General features: G+C 73.3%; 16 protein-coding genes. 7 read left to right on the top strand and 9 right to left on the bottom strand.

The features are described 5' to 3' along the window. Window positions 1–3: 3 nt before the first annotated feature. The 5 genes from IF43_RS0114015 to IF43_RS0113995 all read left to right on the top strand — a co-directional run bounded on the left by IF43_RS0114015 (window position 4) and on the right by IF43_RS0113995 (window position 5,506). The gene (locus IF43_RS0114015) at window positions 4–1,473 is read left to right on the top strand and encodes a sensor histidine kinase (protein ID WP_063753330.1); all 1,470 of its coding nucleotides are present in this window, start codon (window positions 4–6) and stop codon (window positions 1,471–1,473) included. Next, window positions 1,470–2,144: a response regulator transcription factor gene (locus tag IF43_RS0114010; RefSeq protein WP_030199398.1), complete on the top strand. Its 675-nt coding sequence runs from the start codon at window positions 1,470–1,472 to the stop codon at window positions 2,142–2,144. The genes IF43_RS0114015 and IF43_RS0114010 overlap by 4 nt, the downstream gene beginning before the upstream one ends. Window positions 2,145–2,328: 184 nt before the next feature. Continuing rightward, window positions 2,329–3,567 (top strand): histidine kinase, encoded by a 1,239-nt coding sequence (locus IF43_RS0114005; RefSeq protein ID WP_324605111.1) that lies wholly within the window; start codon window positions 2,329–2,331, stop codon window positions 3,565–3,567. Next, complete coding sequence (locus IF43_RS0114000) at window positions 3,564–4,223, top strand: response regulator transcription factor (RefSeq protein WP_030199393.1); 660 nt, start codon at window positions 3,564–3,566, stop codon at window positions 4,221–4,223. The genes IF43_RS0114005 and IF43_RS0114000 overlap by 4 nt, the downstream gene beginning before the upstream one ends. Window positions 4,224–4,288: 65 nt before the next feature. Continuing rightward, complete coding sequence (locus IF43_RS0113995) at window positions 4,289–5,506, top strand: cytochrome P450 (RefSeq protein ID WP_030199392.1); 1,218 nt, start codon at window positions 4,289–4,291, stop codon at window positions 5,504–5,506. An 89-nt stretch (window positions 5,507–5,595) separates the two neighbouring features. Here the strand turns inward: IF43_RS0113995 and IF43_RS0113990 are convergent, their stop codons facing one another. Together IF43_RS0113990 and IF43_RS0113985 are read right to left on the bottom strand one after the other, a co-directional pair. Next, window positions 5,596–7,104 carry an ABC transporter permease gene (locus tag IF43_RS0113990; RefSeq protein ID WP_234332161.1) on the bottom strand — a complete coding sequence of 503 codons (1,509 nt, stop codon included), beginning with the start codon at window positions 7,102–7,104 and terminating at the stop codon, window positions 5,596–5,598. A gap of 104 nt (window positions 7,105–7,208) precedes the next feature. Then, window positions 7,209–8,120 carry an ABC transporter ATP-binding protein gene (locus IF43_RS0113985; RefSeq protein ID WP_037888501.1) on the bottom strand — a complete coding sequence of 304 codons (912 nt, stop codon included), beginning with the start codon at window positions 8,118–8,120 and terminating at the stop codon, window positions 7,209–7,211. A gap of 68 nt (window positions 8,121–8,188) precedes the next feature. Here IF43_RS0113985 and IF43_RS0113980 point away from each other — a divergent pair, with 68 nt between their 5' ends. Further along, window positions 8,189–8,671, top strand: a complete 483-nt coding sequence (locus IF43_RS0113980; RefSeq protein ID WP_030199382.1) for a GbsR/MarR family transcriptional regulator — start codon at window positions 8,189–8,191, stop codon at window positions 8,669–8,671. A gap of 30 nt (window positions 8,672–8,701) precedes the next feature. Here the strand turns inward: IF43_RS0113980 and IF43_RS0113975 are convergent, their stop codons facing one another. Beyond that, window positions 8,702–9,535, bottom strand: coding sequence for a diacylglycerol kinase (locus tag IF43_RS0113975; protein ID WP_030199375.1), 834 nt, complete (start codon window positions 9,533–9,535; stop codon window positions 8,702–8,704). A gap of 184 nt (window positions 9,536–9,719) precedes the next feature. Here IF43_RS0113975 and IF43_RS0113970 point away from each other — a divergent pair, with 184 nt between their 5' ends. Beyond that, a complete protein-coding gene (locus IF43_RS0113970) occupies window positions 9,720–11,003 on the top strand; it encodes an adenylosuccinate synthase (protein ID WP_030199372.1) in 1,284 nt (427 codons plus the stop codon). Window positions 11,004–11,434: 431 nt separating this feature from the next. Here IF43_RS0113970 and IF43_RS0113965 read toward each other — a convergent pair whose 3' ends face one another. From IF43_RS0113965 to pyrE, 6 genes are all read right to left on the bottom strand, one after another. Beyond that, window positions 11,435–12,316, bottom strand: a complete 882-nt coding sequence (locus IF43_RS0113965; RefSeq protein WP_030199368.1) for a S9 family peptidase — start codon at window positions 12,314–12,316, stop codon at window positions 11,435–11,437. A gap of 242 nt (window positions 12,317–12,558) precedes the next feature. Then, entirely contained in the window at window positions 12,559–13,785 is a 1,227-nt protein-coding gene (gene kynU / locus IF43_RS0113960) for a kynureninase (RefSeq protein WP_030199351.1), read from the bottom strand. After that, on the bottom strand, window positions 13,778–14,623 hold the full coding sequence (locus IF43_RS0113955) for a tryptophan 2,3-dioxygenase (protein WP_030199349.1): 846 nt from the start codon (window positions 14,621–14,623) through the stop codon (window positions 13,778–13,780). Before IF43_RS0113955 ends, kynU begins: the two co-directional genes overlap by 8 nt. A gap of 236 nt (window positions 14,624–14,859) precedes the next feature. After that, window positions 14,860–15,273 (bottom strand): DUF3151 domain-containing protein, encoded by a 414-nt coding sequence (locus tag IF43_RS0113950; RefSeq protein WP_030199346.1) that lies wholly within the window; start codon window positions 15,271–15,273, stop codon window positions 14,860–14,862. 140 nt (window positions 15,274–15,413) lie between these two features. Then, on the bottom strand, window positions 15,414–16,436 hold the full coding sequence (fbaA, locus tag IF43_RS0113945; protein ID WP_030199340.1) for a class II fructose-bisphosphate aldolase: 1,023 nt from the start codon (window positions 16,434–16,436) through the stop codon (window positions 15,414–15,416). Window positions 16,437–16,739: 303 nt separating this feature from the next. Further along, window positions 16,740–17,279, bottom strand: a complete 540-nt coding sequence (gene pyrE, locus IF43_RS0113940) for an orotate phosphoribosyltransferase (RefSeq protein WP_030199337.1) — start codon at window positions 17,277–17,279, stop codon at window positions 16,740–16,742. Window positions 17,280–17,283 lie beyond the last annotated feature (4 nt).

Below are 17,283 nucleotides of genomic sequence, written 5' to 3'. Positions count from 1 at the left end.
GACGTGAGCCCCGAGGAGACGAAGCCCCCGAAGCCGGCGCAGCTACCGCCCCGGGACGCGCGCGGCCCCGAAGAGATGGGGGCCGCCCTCGACTGGGCCGGTCAGACCGTGCGCGCCCTGGAGCGCAAGGCGGTTCGCACCCTGCGGGAGGACCTGTTCTCGCTGGGGCGCGACCCGCTGCCGCGGATGTCCCGGCCGCGCTGGCTGGCCCGGCTGCCCCACGTCGGCGTGTGCATCATCGGCTTCTACCTGACGCTCGCGTACGGGGACCAGCTCTTCAACACGTACCAACTGCAGCCGGAGTTGACCATCCTGGCGCTGGTCACCCAGGGCGTCGGCGTCCTGGTGGCCATGTCCCGGCCGCTCGCCGGCTTCTGGCTGTCGCTGGCGTCGGCCACCGTCACGGTGCTCGCGGCGACCCGGGTCGGGGACCACCCCTGGCCCTGGACGTACGCGAACCTGACGCTGCACGGCCTGGTGCTGCTCCTGGTGTCCCTGCGGGTCCGGCCCCGGATCGCGGTGGCGGTGCTGGCGGTCTCGGTGGGCTGGGGCTACCTCGCGGTCCTGGTCAACGGCTTCGGCGTCGGCTACCGGCACACCGTGTCCCAGGCCGTCGTCTACTTCGGGCTGACCCTCGTCCTCGGCTCCGCCCTGCGGGCCCGCCGGGTGGCGCGCACCCAGCTCGTCGCGCAGGAGACGCTGACGGCCGAGGAGCGGGCCCGGCGCACCCTGCTGGAGGAGCGCAGCCGCATCGCGCGCGAGCTGCACGACGTGGTGGCCCACCACATGTCCGTCATCTCCATCCAGGCGCAGGTGGCCCCGTACCTCGTGGAGAACCCCTCCGACGAGCTGAAGGAGAACCTGGCGGGGATCCGGGGGAACGCGCTGGAGGCCCTCACCGAACTCCGCCGCGTCCTCGGCGTGCTGCGCTCGGAGGACCCCGAGGACCCGGCCGACCCGCACCATCCGCAGCCCACGCTGGCCGATCTGGACGCGCTGGTGGACAACGTCCGCGGGGCCGGTCTGGACGTGGCCGTCGAGCGGGCCGGGGTCGCCCGCCCGCTCGGCCCGGGCGCCGAACTCACCGCGTACCGCATCATCCAGGAGGCGCTGAGCAACTGCCTGCGCCACGCGCCCGGTTCGCACGTCGAGGTGGGCATCGCGTACGGGCCCCGCGAGCTGCACGTGTGCGTGGCCAACACGGCGCCCACGACCGCCGCGCCGCCGTCTCCCGGGGCGGGACACGGGCTGCTCGGCATGCGCGAGCGGGCCGGGATGCTGGGCGGCGAACTGGCCGCCGGCCCCCGCCCCGGCGGCGGGTACGAGGTGACCGCCGTCCTGCCCGTCGACGCCCCTGCCGCCCCGCCCGCCGCGGCGCCCGGACGCTCCGCCGTCCCGGCCGCCGCCGCTTCCCTGCCCGCCTCCCTGCCCGCCTCCCTGCCCGCCCCACGGCCCGACAAGGACCAGGAATGACCACGACCCCGATCCGCGTGATGATCGCCGACGACCAGGTGATGGTCCGGCAGGGCTTCACCGTGCTGCTCAACGCCCAGTCCGACATCGAGGTGGTCGGCCAGGCCGTCGACGGCGCCGACGCGATCGAGAAGGTCGCCGAACTCGCCCCGGACGTGGTGCTGATGGACATCCGCATGCCGGGCGTGGGCGGCATCGAGGCCACCGCCCGCATCACGGGTGCCCCCGGCTCCACGGTGAAGGTCCTGGTGCTGACCACCTTCGACCTCGACGAGTACGTGTACGAGGCGCTGCGCTCCGGGGCGTCCGGGTTCCTCCTCAAGGACGCGTCCGCCGAGCAGCTCGCGGAGGCCGTGCGGGTCATCGCGGCGGGCGAGGCGCTGCTCGCCCCCAACATCACCAAGCGGCTGATCACCGAGTTCTCCCGGATGGGCGCGCCGCGGGGGCCGCTGAAGGAGCGGCTGGGCGAGCTGACGGAACGGGAGACGGAGGTGCTCGTCCTGGTCGCCCAGGGCCTGTCCAACGCGGAGATCGCCCAGCAGCTCATGGTGGCCGAGCAGACGGTGAAGACGCACGTCAGCCGGATCCTGGTGAAGTTGAACCTGCGCGACCGCACGCAGGCCGCCGTGCACGCCTACGAGACCGGCCTGATCCGTCCGACGGGCTACTGAGCGGACGACGTAGTACTTGAGGGGGACCCGGGGAAATCCCCTTGGGGCCCGACGCGGTCGAAGGGGGCGGCGGCCTACGGTTTCGACCATGACCGACATGGCCGCCGGGGGGACCCGGACACAGCAGACACCGCCTCCTGAGCTGCGTGTCGTCAGGGACGTCCTCGGGAACCTGCGGCGCGAGATGCTCACGGACACGTTCGCCTACCGACCACTGGGCCCGAGGTCCACGGACGGCCCGCTCACGCAGCTGCTCCCGGAGCGTCTGCGCCGGTACTCGGCGTGGGCGCCGCACGCGGCCGTCCTGGGGGCGGCGCTGTTCACGCTGTGGCTGGCCTTCGTCTTCGGCGCGTACACGATGGGCCCCGTCGGCTGGGCCCTGACGGGGCTGATGCCGGCGGCTGCCGTGGCCACGACCCTGATCCGGCCCTTGGCCGCCTGGTGGTTCTCCGTCTTCGTCTCCCTGGTGCTCGCGGTGTTCGGCAACGGCTTGGGCTGGCCCTGGACCCCGTCCTCGTTCGTCGCGCACCTGACGGTGATGACCGTGGTGGCCCTGCGCACCACCCATCGGGCAGCCGGCTGGATGTGGCTGATGACGATGGGCCTCGGCGCCGGGGTGTCCTACGTGTCGAACGCCTACGGCACCGTGGGGAACACCGGCGAGATGACCGTGGCCTCGGGCATCGCCATGCTGGTGGTGTCGGTGATCCACATCCGGCGGGAGGCCGAACAGGAGGTCACCGCCCAGCAGGAGGTCACCGCGGTCGAGCGGGACAAGCGGACGCTGCTGGAGGAGCGCACCACGATCGCGCGGGAGCTGCACGACGTGGTGGCCCACCACATGTCGGTGGTGGCGATCCAGGCCGAGGCGGCGCCGTACCGGGTGCAGAACCCGCCGCCGGAGCTGGAGCAGGCCTTCGCCACCATCCGGGAGAACGCGGTGGCGGCACTCACCGAGCTGCGCCGGGTGCTGGGTGTGGTCCGGTCGGCGGACTACGAGGCCCCGGAGGCCCCACAGCCGACGCTGGCCGTGCTGGACACGCTGCTGGACAACGTCCGGGACGCCGGCCTGTCGGTGGAGAAGACCGTCACCGGGGCGGTGCGGGACCTGCCGCAGGGCGTGGAGCTGTCGGCGTACCGGATCGTCCAGGAGGCGCTGAGCAACGCGCTGCGGCACGCCCCGGGTGCCGCGGCCTCGGTGGAGATCGGCTACGTTCTGGGCGGCCTGGGCCTGCGGATCGTCAACGGTCCGGCGACCGGCGACGTCCGGCCCTCGCCCGGGGCGGGGCACGGCCTCACCGGCATGCAGGAGCGGGTGGCGATGCTGGAGGGTGAGATGACGGCCGGATCGACGGCGGAAGGCGGATACGAGGTGGCGGTGTTCATACCCGCGCGGCAGCGGGCCGACGAGGACGGCGCATGACGATCAAAGTCCTCATCGTGGACGACCAGGTCATGGTCCGCGAGGGGTTCTCGGTACTGCTCGGGGCGATGCCGGACATCGAGGTCGTCGGCGAGGCCGTCGACGGACGCGAGGCGATCACCCAGGTCGCCGCGCTCAAGCCGGACGTGGTCCTGATGGACATCCGGATGCCGGTGCTCAACGGGCTGGAGGCCACTCGGGAGATCGTGGCGGCGGACGCGGACGCGAAGGTGCTGGTCCTGACGACCTTCGACCTCGACGAGTACGTGTACCAGGCGCTGCGCGCGGGCGCTTCGGGCTTCCTCCTCAAGGACGCCTCGGCCCGTCAGCTCGCCGACGGGGTACGGGTGGTGGCCTCCGGTGAGGCACTGCTCGCCCCCTCGGTGACCAAACGCCTGATCTCGGAGTTCTCCAAGCTCGCGGAGGCCCCCCGCCCCACCGACCGCACGGCGGTGGGCGACCTGACCGAGCGGGAGACGGAGGTGCTGGTCCTCATCGCCCAGGGCCTGTCGAACGCGGAGATCGCCGACCGTCTGGTGATCGCCGAGTCCACGATCAAGACCCACGTCAGCCGCATCCTCGTGAAGCTGGGCCTGCGCGACCGCACCCAGGCCGCCGTCTTCGCCTACGAGGCCCGGCTGGTCACGCCGTCGTAGGCCGGGATCGGGATCGACACGGCCGGGCTCGAGAACTCCGTGCGGTGAGCGGGTAGCGTCGGGGTATGAACGAGGGCGCTGTGTTCGATCCGTGGTCGCGCGAGTTCGTGGCCGATCCCTATCCCGCGTACGCGCGGCTGCGCAGGGAGGGACGGGCGCACTGGTTCGAGCCGACCGGTCAGTGGCTGATCCCGCACTACGACGACGTGAGCTCGCTGCTGCGCGACCGCCGGCTGGGGCGGACCTACCTGCACCGGTTCACGCACGAGGAGTTCGGGCGGACCCCGCCGCCCGCGGCGCACGACGCGTTCACCGTGCTCAACGGCAACGGGCTGCTGGACCTGGAGGACCCGCACCACGCCCGGGTGCGGCGACTGGTGGCGAAGGCGTTCACGCCCCGCATGGTCGAGCAGCTGGCGCCCACCGTGCGGCGGATGGCCGCCGAGCTGGTGGCGGGCCTGCACGCGGCCGGGGGCGGGGACCTGGTCGCCGCCGTGGCGGAGCCGCTGCCGGTGGCCGTCATCGCCGAACTGCTCGGCGTCCCGGAGAGCGACCGGGGGCTGCTTCGGCCCTGGTCGTCGGCCATCTGCGGGATGTTCGAGCTCAACCCGTCCGAGGACGCGGCGCGGGCTGCGGTGCAGGCCTGTGTGGAGTTCGACCTGTACCTGCGCGAGCTCATCGAGGAGCGCCGGCGGGAGCCGGACACGGACCTGATCTCGGCGTTGATCGCTGCGCACGACGAGGACGGGCGGCTCAGCGAGCAGGAGATGGTCTCCACCTGCGTGCTGCTGCTCAACGCCGGCCACGAGGCGACCGTGAACACCACGGCCAACGGCTGGTGGACGCTGTTCCGGCACCCGGAGCAGCTGGCGGCGCTGCGGGCCGACCCGGCGGGGATGCTGTCCACAGCTGTGGAGGAGCTGATGCGCTTCGACACCCCGCTGCAGATGTTCGAGCGCTGGGTGCTCGACGACATCGAGGTCGGGGACACGAAGATCCCGCGCGGGTCGGAGGTGGCGCTGCTGTTCGGTTCGGCCAACCGGGACCCGGCCCGGTTCGCCCGTCCCGACGAGCTGGACCTCGTCCGCACCGACAACCCGCACATCACCTTCGGCGCGGGCATCCACTACTGCCTGGGCGCACCGCTGGCCCGGCTGGAGCTGTCCGCCTCCTTCGGCGCTCTGCTCGCGGACGGCGTACCGCCCCTGCGGCTCGTCGCCGAACCGGAGTGGCAGGAGGGTTACGTGATCCGGGGGCTGCGCGAGCTGCTGGTGGAGTTCTAGCAGGCGCACACCGCCCCTGCTCCGCGCGGCGGCTCCGCGACACGGTGCGGGCAGTGCGGTGCGGGGCAGTGCGGGCGGCGCCGCGCGGTTCAGGCGGCCAGGTCGCGGCGCCGGAAGGCCGCGAGGCCCGCGGCGACGAGCCCGGCCGCGAGGACGGTGAGGGCCAGCGGCGGGCCCCAGGCGAGGTCCGCACCCGGCAGCTTCGGCAGGTGCGCGAAGGGCGACAGGTCCATGGCCGCCTGCGGGAGGTCCAGCGCCGGTCCCAGCCAGCCCAGCGCCAGCGAGATCCCGGCCACCGCCCAGGCCGCCGCGGCCGCCCGCGGGACGGCCCCGTACAGCAGCACGGCGAGCCCGCCCAGCACCCACACCGCCGGCAGCTGCGCCAGGCAGGCCCCGACGACCGCCCCGAAGCGGTGCCCGTAGCCCAGGCCCAGCCCGACCCCACCGAGCAGCAGGATCAGCGCGGCCCCGCCGAAGGCGATCACCAGGTGCCCGGCGGCCCACCGCAGCCGGCCCACCGCGAGGGAGAGCACGGGTTCGGCCCGCTGCCCGCCCTCCTCCGACGCGAGCCGCAGCACCGACGCCACCACGTACAGGGCGGCGACCATGCCGAGCAGCCCCGCCATCGCGGCGAGGAAGGCGTCGGTGAGCGCGGCCTGCCCGCCCATCCGCTCGAAGACCTCCCGCGTCCGCTCGTTGCCGCCGACCAGCTCGGTGATCCCGTCGGTCATGCTCCCGAACACCGTCCCGACGGCCAGGAAGCCCAGTCCCCAGCCCAGCACGCCGCCCCGCTGGAGGCGCCAGGCCAGGGCCGCCGCCGAGCCCAGCCGCCCCTCCGCCGGCCCCGGCCGGGTCGGCAGGAAGCTCATCCCGAGGTCCCGCCGGCCGGCCAGCCCGTACGCCACCGCCGCCTGCAGCACCACGGCCGCGGCCAGGACGCCGAGCAGCCACCAGCGTTCGCCCGCGAAGGCCCGTACGTGCTCCAGCCAACCCAGCGGCGAGGCCCAGGTCAGTGCCGACCCGCCGCCGAGGCTGCCCGCGTCGCCCGCCGCGCGCAGCACGAAGGCGGCGCCCAGCAGGGCGGCGGTGATCCCCTTGGCGAGCCGCGCACTCTCCGTCAGCTGCGCCGCGATGCCCGCGGCCGCCCCGAAGAGCAGCCCGGTCCCGGCGACGGCCAGCCCCAGCGCGACCGCACCGGCCACCCCGCGCCCGGCCAGCCCGGCGGCGACGAGCAGGCCGAGCAGCCCGTCGGCGACGGCCGCCGCCAGCAACGCGGCGGTCAACGGGGCCCGGCGCCCCACCATGGCGGCGGAGAGCAGCTCCTGGCGCCCCGTCTCCTCCTCCTCACGGGTGTGCCGGACCACGATGACCAGGCTCATGACGGCGGCGAGCAGTCCCGCGTACACCCCGATGCGCCAGGCGGTCAGCGCGGCGACCGAGTCCCCGAACACGGGCCCGTACAGGGCGCGCATCGAACCGTTGGCGTTCATCGTGCGGGAGACGGAGGCGCGTTCGGCCTCCGTCGGCCACACCCTCTCCAGCGCACCGGGCAGGCTGACGACCATCAAGGTGGTGACCAGGATCCAGACCGGCATCATGACCCGGTCCCGGCGCAGCGCCAGCCGCAGCAGCGCCCCGGTGCCGGCGAAGGCGCGCTTCACCGCGACCCGGTCCACCCCGACGCGGTCCACCGCGACCCCGTTCACCGCGGCCCCGCCCCGTCGGTGTCCACCGCGTAGTGGCGCAGGAACAGCTCCTCCAGCGTCGGCGGGGTCGAGGTCAGCGACCGTACGCCCGACGCGGTCAGGGCGCGCAGTACGCCGTCCAGCTTGTCGGTGTCGACCTGGAGCCGGACCCGCGCGCCCTGCACCGTCACACCGTGCACCCCGGGCAGCCGGGCCAGGCCGTTCGGCGGTGCGGCCAGCTCGGCGCTCACGCTCGTCCGCGTCAGGTGCCGCAGCTGCGCCAGCGAACCGCTCTCCACGGTCCGCCCCGCCCGGATGATGCTCACCCGGTCGCACAGCGCCTCGACCTCGCCGAGCACGTGCGAGCTGAGCAGCACGGTCCGGCCGGCCGCCCGCGCCTCGCCCACACAGCCCCGGAAGACCTCGTCCATCAGCGGGTCCAGGCCGCTGGTGGGCTCGTCGAGGATCAGCAGCTCCGCGTCGGAGGCGAAGGCCGCGACCAGCGCCACCTTCTGGCGGTTGCCCTTGGAGTAGGTGCGGCCCTTCTTGGTCGGGTCGAGCTCGAAGCGCTCGACGAGCTCCGCCCGGCGGGCCCGGTCGAGGCCGGCTCCCCCGCGCAGGCGCCCGTACAGGTCGATGACCTCGCCGCCGGTGAGGTTGCGCCAGAGGGTGACGTCCCCGGGGACGTACGCGATCCGGCGGTGCAGCTCGACCGCGTCCTTCCAGGGGTCGCCGCCGAGCAGGACCGCGGTGCCGGAGTCGGCGCGCAGCAGCCCGAGCAGGACCCGGATGGTGGTGGACTTCCCGGCGCCGTTGGGGCCGAGGAAGCCGTGCACCTCGCCGCTCTCGACGACGAGGTCGAGGCCGTCCAGCGCATGCGTGCGGCCGAAGGACTTGCGCAGGCCGGCGACGCCGATTGCCTTCGTCATGATGTTGAACGTACGCTACTTTCACAAACTTGTGAAGTTAGGGAATCGCATAAAGTTCGGGGGTGGACATGACCAGGGACGAGGAAGCGGTGTCGCGCTTCGTGGAGCGGTTCGCCGCCCAGCTGACGGAAGCGGGCATGCAGCGGATGGCCGCCCGGGTCTTCGCCGCCCTGCTGGCCAGCGACGGCGGCGCGATGACCTCCGCCGAGCTGAGCGCGGCGCTGCGGATCAGCCCGGCCGCGGTCTCCGGCGCCGTGGCGTACCTGACCCAGGTCAACATGGTCAGCCGCGAGCGCGAGCCCGGCTCCCGCCGCGACCGGTACGTGCTCCACAACGAGCTCTGGTACGAGACCTTCACCCGCCGCGACCAGGTCCTGACCCTCTGGCTGCGCACCATGCACGACGGCGCCGCCGCCCTCGGCCCGGACACCCCGGCCGGCGGCCGCGTCGCCGAGACCGCCGCCTTCTTCGAGTTCCTGCACCAGGAGATGACCGGACTGATGGACCGTTGGCGCGTCCACCGCGCAACGCTCGGGCTCCCGAAGACCTGACCCACCCCGGCCGCCGCGGAGGACCACCCGCTAGCGCGGCACCGTCAGCCCCCACGCCCCCGCCTGCAGCGTCCACGTGCGGCGCCGCACCGGGCCCGTCACGCGGTGGTCCGCCCGGTAGCGGAAGTCCGCCCCCGACACCGTGACCGTCCGGGCCCGGGCCGTCACCGGATCGCGGCCGCCGCCGGAGGTCCGCACGACCACCTCGGCGAACCCCTCGCGCGAGGCCACCGAGACGTCCCGCACCAGCCGGTCCACGTCGCTGAGCAGTTCCCCGTCCGCCTCCACCCGCAGCCGGTGCTGCGCCGCGTACGCCGACCCCACCGGCGGCCGCACCAGCGTCCGCACGAGCGACCGGCACGCGCTCCACACCGACGGCGCGCCCGCCCAGGCCGCCGTCCCCGCCACCGGCACCCCCGCCGCCGCCGGGATCCGCAGACCCCGCAGGACCACCCCGTCGCTGTCGTCCACCAGCAGGTCCAGCCGCCGCACCGCCCCGTCCAGCACCGCCCGCGCGGCCTGCACGGCCGAGGCCGGCACCCCCAGCGAGCGGGCCACCGCCAGCGACCCGGGCGAACCCACCGGGATCAGCGACAGCTCCTCCTCGCGCAGCTCCCGGTCCCGGTGCAGCAGGGCCACCGCCCGCGCGAGCGCCCGGTCGTCCCCCACGACCACCGGCCGCCGATGGCCCCGGCGGGCCAGCGCCCGCGCGAACTCCTCGGGCCCCTCGGGGAGGCAGATCTTCGCCTCCGCACCCGCGCTCAGCACGTCCTTCGCGATCCGCACGGACTCGCCGTCGAATCGGCGGGCGACCGGGTCGACGAGCACGAGCAGGCCGGCCTCCGCCGCGCCCGCGTGGCTCATGGTGGGCTCTGGAGCCGACACCTCGGTCCTTCCTCGGGTAGCATCTTTGTGCAAGAGCCCCTTGCGCTATTGCGCCAGGGGCTTCGTCTATTCCGGGGTACCGGTCCGACGGCCCAGCCCGCGGTGTACATCGTCGTACGCCCCCTGACCTTGGACATGCCCCATCCGGAAGAGGTGTACGCCTGTGCCCGCTCTTGTGCTGCTCGGAGCCCAGTGGGGTGACGAGGGCAAGGGAAAGGCCACCGACCTCCTCGGTGGCTCCGTCGACTACGTCGTCCGCTACCAGGGCGGCAACAACGCCGGCCACACGGTCGTCGTAGGCGACCAGAAGTACGCCCTCCACCTCCTCCCCTCCGGCATCCTCACCCCTGAGTGCACCCCGGTCATCGGCAACGGCGTCGTCGTCGACCCCGCCGTGCTGCTCTCGGAGCTCAAGGGCCTGAACGAGCGCGGCGTCGACACCTCCAAGCTCCTGATCAGCGGCAACGCCCACCTGATCACGCCCTACAACGTCACCCTCGACAAGGTCGGCGAGCGCTTCCTCGGCAAGCGCAAGATCGGCACCACCGGCCGCGGCATCGGCCCGACGTACGCGGACAAGATCAACCGCGTCGGCATCCGCGTCCAGGACCTCTACGACGAGTCGATCCTGACCCAGAAGGTCGAGGCGGCGCTGGAGGGCAAGAACCAGCTGCTCGCCAAGCTCTACAACCGCCGTGCGATCGAGCCCGGCGCGATCGTGGAGGAGATGCTCCAGTACGCGGAGCAGATCAAGCCCTTCGTCGCCGACACCACGCTGATCCTGAACAACGCGCTGGACGACGGCAAGGTCGTGCTCTTCGAGGGCGGCCAGGGCACCCTGCTCGACGTCGACCACGGCACGTACCCCTTCGTCACCTCCTCGAACCCGACCGCCGGCGGCGCCTGCACCGGCACCGGCGTGGGCCCGACGAAGATCAGCCGCGTCATCGGCATCCTCAAGGCCTACACGACCCGCGTCGGCGCCGGCCCGTTCCCGACCGAGCTGTTCGACGAGGACGGCGAGGCGCTGCGCCGCATCGGTGGCGAGCGCGGTGTCACCACCGGCCGTGACCGCCGCTGCGGCTGGTTCGACGCCCCGATCGCCCGCTACGCGACCCGCGTCAACGGCCTGACGGACTTCTTCCTCACCAAGCTCGACGTGCTGACCGGCTGGGAGGAGATCCCGGTCTGCGTCGCGTACGAGATCGACGGCAAGCGCGTCGAGGAGCTGCCCTACTCGCAGACGGACTTCCACCACGCGAAGCCCATCTACGAGACCCTGCCGGGCTGGTCCGAGGACATCACCAAGGCCAAGACCTTCGCGGACCTGCCGAAGAACGCGCAGAACTACGTGAAGGCGCTGGAGGAGATGTCGGGCGCCCCGATCTCCGCGATCGGCGTCGGCCCCGGCCGCACCGAGACGATCGAGATCAACTCCTTCATCTGATCCGACCGGATCGTCACGGGAAGGGCCTCCACCGCACGGTGGGGGCCCTTCCCCGTCCGCCGTACCGGGCTCAGCGGTCCCCCTGTACCGGGCTCATACCGGGCTCAACCGTCCCGCAGCTCCGGCGTGCAGCACTTCACGCTGCCAGGACCACCGGACTGAACGCCGCCCGAACCCGCGACGGCGCGGAACCCCGCACCCGGCCCGGCGGGCTACCCGGCGGGGGCGGCGAAGCCGGAGGTGTCGAGGTGCGCTCGTCCATCAACGTCATGATGGTGCCCCTTCCCCGCGCTGACCAGCATGCGCCCGCAACAGGCGGCGCGAGCGCCTCATCCGTGTTGCCATCCGCATATGCGCGAGCTTGGCAGGTGCCTCGGTGGGCAGGAAGGTCTTCCCGGCGGAGCACACCCGATCTGGTGACGGCAAGCGCCTCACCAGGCCAGCTGTGCGATCTCCTCGCAGACCACCGCGGCCGCGTCGGCGGCCGGGTCGATGAGGGGGAAGTGGCCGACGCCGTCGAGCAGGGTCAGGCCCACCGTCTCGCCGGCCTTCGCGGCCGCCTCGACGTACGACTCGGCCACCCGGTGCGGTACGACGATGTCCTCGCGGCCGTGCACGACGGCGGTGGCGATCCCGGTGGGCAGCAGCGCGGCCGGGTCGGCGTAGCCGAGCCGCTCCGCGAACCGCTCGGGCCCGCCCAGCAGCTGGGCGGAGGCCCCGCCGCAGACGCCGAGCTCCTCCGCGACCGTGAAGTCGGCGATCGGGGCCAGGGCCACCACACCGCGCAGGGCGGGTGGCTCGGCCGTCCGCCACGGGGCGTCCGGCGGCAGGACGTGCCGGGCCGCCGCCCAGAGGGCCAGCTGACCGCCCGCGGAGTGTCCGGTCACCACTGTGCGCCGCAGGTCGGCCAGGGGCAGGGCGTCCGCGGCCAGCCGCGGCAGCGCGTCCATGGCGGCCGCCACGTCGTCGAAGGTCTCCGGCCAGCGCCCGGCCACCGGGCCGTCGGCGCCCTGGTGGGGTACGGGACTGCCGCGCCGGTACTCGACGTTGGCCACGGCGAAGCCGCGCCGGGCGAGCAGGTCGGCGAGCGGGGTGACGTGCTGCCGGTCGTAGGGGGCGCGCCAGGCGCCGCCGTGCAGGACCACGACCAGCGGCACCCGGTCCTGGCCGGGTGCGGACTGACGGGGCGCGTAGAAGTCCACGACCTGGTCGGGGTGCGGGCCGTAGGCGGCGGTGGCGTCCGGGGCCACCGGCGGATGCGCGAAGGCCGACGCCGCCTCGGCGGCGTCCCGTTCGACTGCGGGGTCCGTCATGCGGTTCAACCTCTCGGGGGCGGGGGGCCGTTGCCGGCCCGGTGGCATCCGGGCGGCCCGTCGTCCGTCCGTACGTCAGTCCGTACGTCCGACCGGGCAGCGGGACGCTATCAGGCCCGACCGGATCCGTTCGCTCCGTTCGAGGCCCGCGGCGGGGCCGCGGCGGCTGCCGAGTCGTTTCGGCCCGGGACGCAGCGCGCGCTGAAACGAAACTTCAGCCACCGCGGCCCGGGCCGGAACGATCACCCGGAAACGTGACCCGAAATGTCACCGAGCGTGCGCGCGGCGCGCTCCACGTCGGCGAAGCCCACGTACAGCGGCGTGAACCCGAACCGCAGCACGTCGGGGTGGCGGAAGTCGCCGATCACACCCCGCGCGATGAGCTCCTTCATCAGCTCCGCCGCGCCCTCGGCGCGCAGCGCCACCTGGCTGCCGCGCTCCGCGTGCGCCACCGGCGTCACGGACTCGACCCGGCCGGCCGGCACGTACACCTCGACGCACTCCAGGAAGAAGTCCGTCAGGGCCAGCGACTTGGCGCGCACGGCCTCGACCGGGACCCCGTCCCACACGTCCAGCGCGGCCTCGAGGGCCAGCATGGACAGGATGTCCGGCGTCCCGACCCGGCCGCGCAGCGCACCGTCGGCGGGCACGTACCCGGGCGCCATCGCGAACGGCTCGGCGTGCGAGTTCCAGCCGGGCAGCGGGGAGTCGAAGGCCGCCTGGTGGCGTTCGGCGATGTACAGGTACGCGGGCGAACCGGGGCCGCCGTTGAGGTACTTGTACGTGCAGCCGACCGCGAGGTCCACCCGGTGCGCGTCCAGCCCGACCGGGAGGGCGCCCGCGCTGTGGCACAGGTCCCAGACGGTCAGGGCGCCGGCCGCGTGCGCGGCGGCGGTCAGGCCCGGCAGGTCGTGCAGCCGGCCCGAGCGGTAGTCGACGTGGTTCATCAGGACCACGGCGGTGCGGGGGCCGAGGGCCGCGGGGAGGGCGGCCGGCTCGACGGGGACCACCTTCAGGCCCGTCATGCGGGCGGCGGAGGCGGCGATGTAGCCGTCGGTGGGGAACGTGGTGGCGTCGACGAGGAGTTCGTCGCGCCCCGCGTCGCCCCGGGCCGCCACCAGCCGGGCCGCGCCGACCAGCGCCTTGAAGAGGTTCACGCTGGTGGAGTCGCCCACCACGATCCGGCCCGGCGCGGCACCGACCAGCGGGGCGATCCGGTCGCCGATCCGCTGCGGCGCGGTCCACCAACCGCTCTCGTCCCAGGAGCGGATGAGCAGCTCGCCCCACTCGCGGCCGACCACGTCGGCGACCCGGTCGGGCACGCCCGCGGAGAGCGCGCCGAGCGAGTTGCCGTCGAGGTAGACCACGCCCTCGGGGAGCAGGAAGCGCTCCCGCAGCTTGCGGAGGTCGTCGGCGGCGTCGAGCTCGGCCGCGCGTATCGAGAGCCCGTTCGGGGTGCGCTCAGACATGGCTGCGGGCCGTCCAGAGCTCGGGGAAGACGTTCTTGCCGGCGCGCTTCTCCAGCCACGCCACGCCCGCCGAACCACCGGTGCCGGTCTTGGCGCCCATCGCGCGGCGGGTGGCCATCAGGTGGTCGTTGCGCCAGCGCCACACCAGCTCGCCCACGTCGGTCAGCGCCTCGCCCAGCCGGACGAGTTCGCCGTGCTGGTCGTCGCCGCCGTAGATGGCGGCCCAGACGGCCTCGATCTCGGGCGAGGACTCGTACCGCTGCGACAGGTCGCGGTCCAGGACCGCGGCCGGCACGGGCAGGCCGCGGCGGGCCAGCAGCCGCAGCACCTCGTCGTACAGGCTCGGCTCGTGCAGGGCCTTCTCCAGCTCGGCGTGCACGCGCGGCGCGCCGCGGTGCGGGACCAGCATGGACGCGGACTTCTCACCGAGCAGGAACTCCAGCCGGCGGTACATCGCGGACTGGAAGCCGGAGCCCTCGCCGAGCGCGCTGCGGTAGGCGTTGAACTGCGCGGGGGTGAGGTTGATCAGGGGACGCCAGGAGGCGTTCAGGGCCTCCAGCTCGCGGCAGGACCGGGCGAGGGCGTCGAAGGCGACGGTCAGGTCGTCCTCGCGCAGGGCGCGGGCGGCGGTCTCCCACTCGTGGACGATGACCGTGAACCACAGCTCCATGACCTGGGTGGTGACCAGGAAGACCATCTCTCCCGGGTCGTCCGAGAGGGGGTGCTGGAGGTGGGTGAGGACGTCCGCCTGGACGTAGTCCTCGTAGGGGGTGGTGCCGGCGAAGTCGAGGTTCGGGGTGTCCGAACCGGCTCCGGAGGCATCAAGGGCGTGCGACATTTCTGTCTCCTCGACACAGACTTCCGGGTAGCGGTCCGCTCCTTCCGTGTGAGGTCGTGGAGCCCCGGTCCCCTGCGGGCATCATATGCCCGGTTCCGGCCGGAGTCCCGGGGTGATCTGGGCCACGATTCCCGTTACCCGGGCGTACGGTCGGCCGCCCGCTCCGGGGTTCCCGGGGTACGCCGACGGCCCGGTCCCCGAGCGGGGACCGGGCCGTGGGCACGTTGCGGGAGGATCTAGCCGAGCGTCTCGGCGGCGGTCTCCGAGGAGTCGCGCAGGAAGGTCGAGCAGCGCTCGTACTCCTCCTGCTCGCCGATCGCCTGGGCGGCGCGGGCGAGGGCGTGCAGGGCGCGCAGGAAGCCGCGGTTGGGCTCGTGCTCCCACGGGATCGGGCCGTGGCCCTTCCAGCCGGCCCGGCGCAGGGAGTCGAGGCCGCGGTGGTAGCCGGTGCGGGCGTACGCGTACGACTCGACGGCCCTGCCGGCCTCGAAGGCGTCGTCGGCGAGGCGGGCCCACGCCAGGGAGGAGGCGGGGTACTTGGCGGCCACCTCGGCGGGCGCGGCGCCGGACGCGAGCAGCTCGCGGGGCTCCGGGTCGTCGGGCAGGTGCGTCGGGGCCGGGCCCCCGAGGAGGTTCTGGTGAGTAGCCATGCCCCCAGTGTGCCGCCCCGTGTGACGGAGGGCCCCTCCGGTGCCGCGCGGGGCGCGGCGGAGGGGCCCTCCGGGACGCTCCGGCCCGCGGACGGGCCGGAGCGCGGTGCTCACTTCGGGAGCGCCCGCTCCCGCGGTGACTACTTCAGGCGGGTGCCGGTGGAGCGCAGGTTGGCGCAGGCCTCCAGGACGCGCTTGGCCATGCTCGCCTCGGCCAGCTTGCCCCAGGTGCGCGGGTCGTAGGTGGACTTGATGCCGACCTCGCCGTCGACCTTCAGCACGCCGTCGTAGTTCTTCAGCATGTGGTCCGCGACGGGGCGGGTGAAGGCGTACTGGGTGTCGGTGTCGAGGTTCATCTTCACGACGCCGTTCTCCAGCGCGGTGGCGATCTCCTGCTCGGTGGAGCCGGAGCCGCCGTGGAAGACGAAGTCGAACGGGCTGCTCTTGCCGTACTTCTCGCCGACGCCCTGCTGCAGCTCCTTGAGCAGCTCGGGACGCAGGACGACGTTGCCCGGCTTGTAGACGCCGTGCACGTTGCCGAAGGAGGCGGCGAGCAGGTAGCGGCCCTTCTCGCCCAGGCCCAGGGCCTCGGCGGTGCGGATCGCGTCCTCGACGGTGGTGTACAGCTCGTCGTTGATCTCGTGGGTGACGCCGTCCTCCTCGCCACCGGTCGGGGTGATCTCGACCTCGAGGATGATCTTGGCGGCGGCGGCGCGGGGCAGCAGCTCCTGGGCGATGGCCAGGTTGTCGGCCAGGGTCTCGGCCGAACCGTCCCACATGTGCGACTGGAAGAGCGGGTTGCGGCCGGCCTTCACGCGCTCCTCGGAGACGGCGAGCAGCGGGCGGACGTAGCCGTCCAGCTTGTCCTTCGGGCAGTGGTCGGTGTGCAGCGCGATGTTGACGTCGTACTTCGCGGCGACGATGTGCGCGAACTCGGCCAGGGCGACCGCGCCGGTGACCATGTCCTTGCTGTGCTGACCGCCCAGGAACTCGGCACCGCCGGTGGAGATCTGGACGATGCCGTCGCTCTCGGCCTCCGCGAAGCCGCGCAGGGCCGCGTGCAGGGTCTGCGACGAGGTCACGTTGATGGCCGGGTAGGCGAACTTGCCTGCCTTCGCCCGGTCGAGCATCTCGTTGTAGACCTCAGGGGTTGCGATGGGCATCTGTCCGCTCCTTGGGATGTGCGGTGGTGAGCTTCTTGACCCTGACCTGGGGGAGTGACGTCGTCGTCGCGCCTTATCTTTCCAGACTCTCCGATGCCGTCCACCCGGCCCTTCCGGCCCACACGCGAACAAGGCGGAGTGTTTCACGTGAAACACTCCGCCTTGTTCGCAGAACCCCAGCTCAGAGCCGGTTTCGGCAGGCCCTGGGCAGCCGTCCGGGACCCTCCGGGACCTGGGTCACGACTTCGGACCGGCCCCGGGGCACGGTGTTGACCGCCCCCGGCGCCGATCAGCGCGGGCCGGTCAGCTCAGGCCCAGCTCGTCGAGGTTGTAGCCGGTGAGGTACGGCAGGCCCGCCTCGGCGATGGCGCCCGCGGCCCCGCGGTCGACGATGGTGGCCACGGCCACCACCTCGCCGCCCGCCTCGCGGACGGCCTCGACGGCGGTCAGCGGCGAACCGCCGGTGGTGGAGGTGTCCTCGACGACCAGGCAGCGACGGCCCTTGACGTCGGTGCCCTCGATGCGGCGCTGCATGCCGTGCGCCTTCTGCGCCTTGCGGACCACGAAGGCGTCCAGCCGCTGCCCGCGCGCGGCGGAGGCGTGCAGCATCGAGGTGGCCACCGGGTCGGCGCCCAGGGTCAGGCCGCCGACGCAGTCGAAGTCCAGCTCGGCGGTCAGGTCGAGCATGACCTGACCGACCAGCGGGGCCGCCACGCCGTCGAGGGTGATGCGGCGCAGGTCGATGTACCAGTCCGCCTCGCGCCCGGAGGAGAGGATCACCTTGCCGTGCACGACGGCCTTGTCCTTGATCTGCTGCAGCAGCTCACCACGTACGTCACTCATGGCC

The sequence above is a fragment of the Streptomyces sp. NRRL S-87 genome, assembly GCF_000719335.1.
Taxonomy (GTDB): domain Bacteria; phylum Actinomycetota; class Actinomycetes; order Streptomycetales; family Streptomycetaceae; genus Streptomyces.
The sequence above is the reverse complement of the archived record's forward strand: the minus strand, read 5'-3'. Positions and strand labels throughout refer to the sequence as shown.

Bases quoted from the DNA above. Each gene is read 5' to 3' on its own strand.
- IF43_RS0114010 (WP_030199398.1), top strand. From the start codon at position 1,470: ATGACCACGACCCCGATCCGCGTGATGATCGCCGACGACCAGGTGATG.
- IF43_RS0114005 (WP_324605111.1), top strand. From the start codon at position 2,329: ATGCTCACGGACACGTTCGCCTACCGACCACTGGGCCCGAGGTCCACG.
- IF43_RS0114000 (WP_030199393.1), top strand. From the start codon at position 3,564: ATGACGATCAAAGTCCTCATCGTGGACGACCAGGTCATGGTCCGCGAG.
- IF43_RS0113995 (WP_030199392.1), top strand. From the start codon at position 4,289: ATGAACGAGGGCGCTGTGTTCGATCCGTGGTCGCGCGAGTTCGTGGCC.
- IF43_RS0113990 (WP_234332161.1), bottom strand. From the start codon at position 7,104: ATGATGCCGGTCTGGATCCTGGTCACCACCTTGATGGTCGTCAGCCTG.
- IF43_RS0113985 (WP_037888501.1), bottom strand. From the start codon at position 8,120: ATGACGAAGGCAATCGGCGTCGCCGGCCTGCGCAAGTCCTTCGGCCGC.
- IF43_RS0113980 (WP_030199382.1), top strand. From the start codon at position 8,189: ATGACCAGGGACGAGGAAGCGGTGTCGCGCTTCGTGGAGCGGTTCGCC.
- IF43_RS0113975 (WP_030199375.1), bottom strand. From the start codon at position 9,535: ATGAGCCACGCGGGCGCGGCGGAGGCCGGCCTGCTCGTGCTCGTCGAC.
- IF43_RS0113965 (WP_030199368.1), bottom strand. From the start codon at position 12,316: ATGACGGACCCCGCAGTCGAACGGGACGCCGCCGAGGCGGCGTCGGCC.
- kynU (WP_030199351.1), bottom strand. From the start codon at position 13,785: ATGTCTGAGCGCACCCCGAACGGGCTCTCGATACGCGCGGCCGAGCTC.
- IF43_RS0113955 (WP_030199349.1), bottom strand. From the start codon at position 14,623: ATGTCGCACGCCCTTGATGCCTCCGGAGCCGGTTCGGACACCCCGAAC.
- IF43_RS0113950 (WP_030199346.1), bottom strand. From the start codon at position 15,273: ATGGCTACTCACCAGAACCTCCTCGGGGGCCCGGCCCCGACGCACCTG.
- fbaA (WP_030199340.1), bottom strand. From the start codon at position 16,436: ATGCCCATCGCAACCCCTGAGGTCTACAACGAGATGCTCGACCGGGCG.
- pyrE (WP_030199337.1), bottom strand. From the start codon at position 17,279: ATGAGTGACGTACGTGGTGAGCTGCTGCAGCAGATCAAGGACAAGGCC.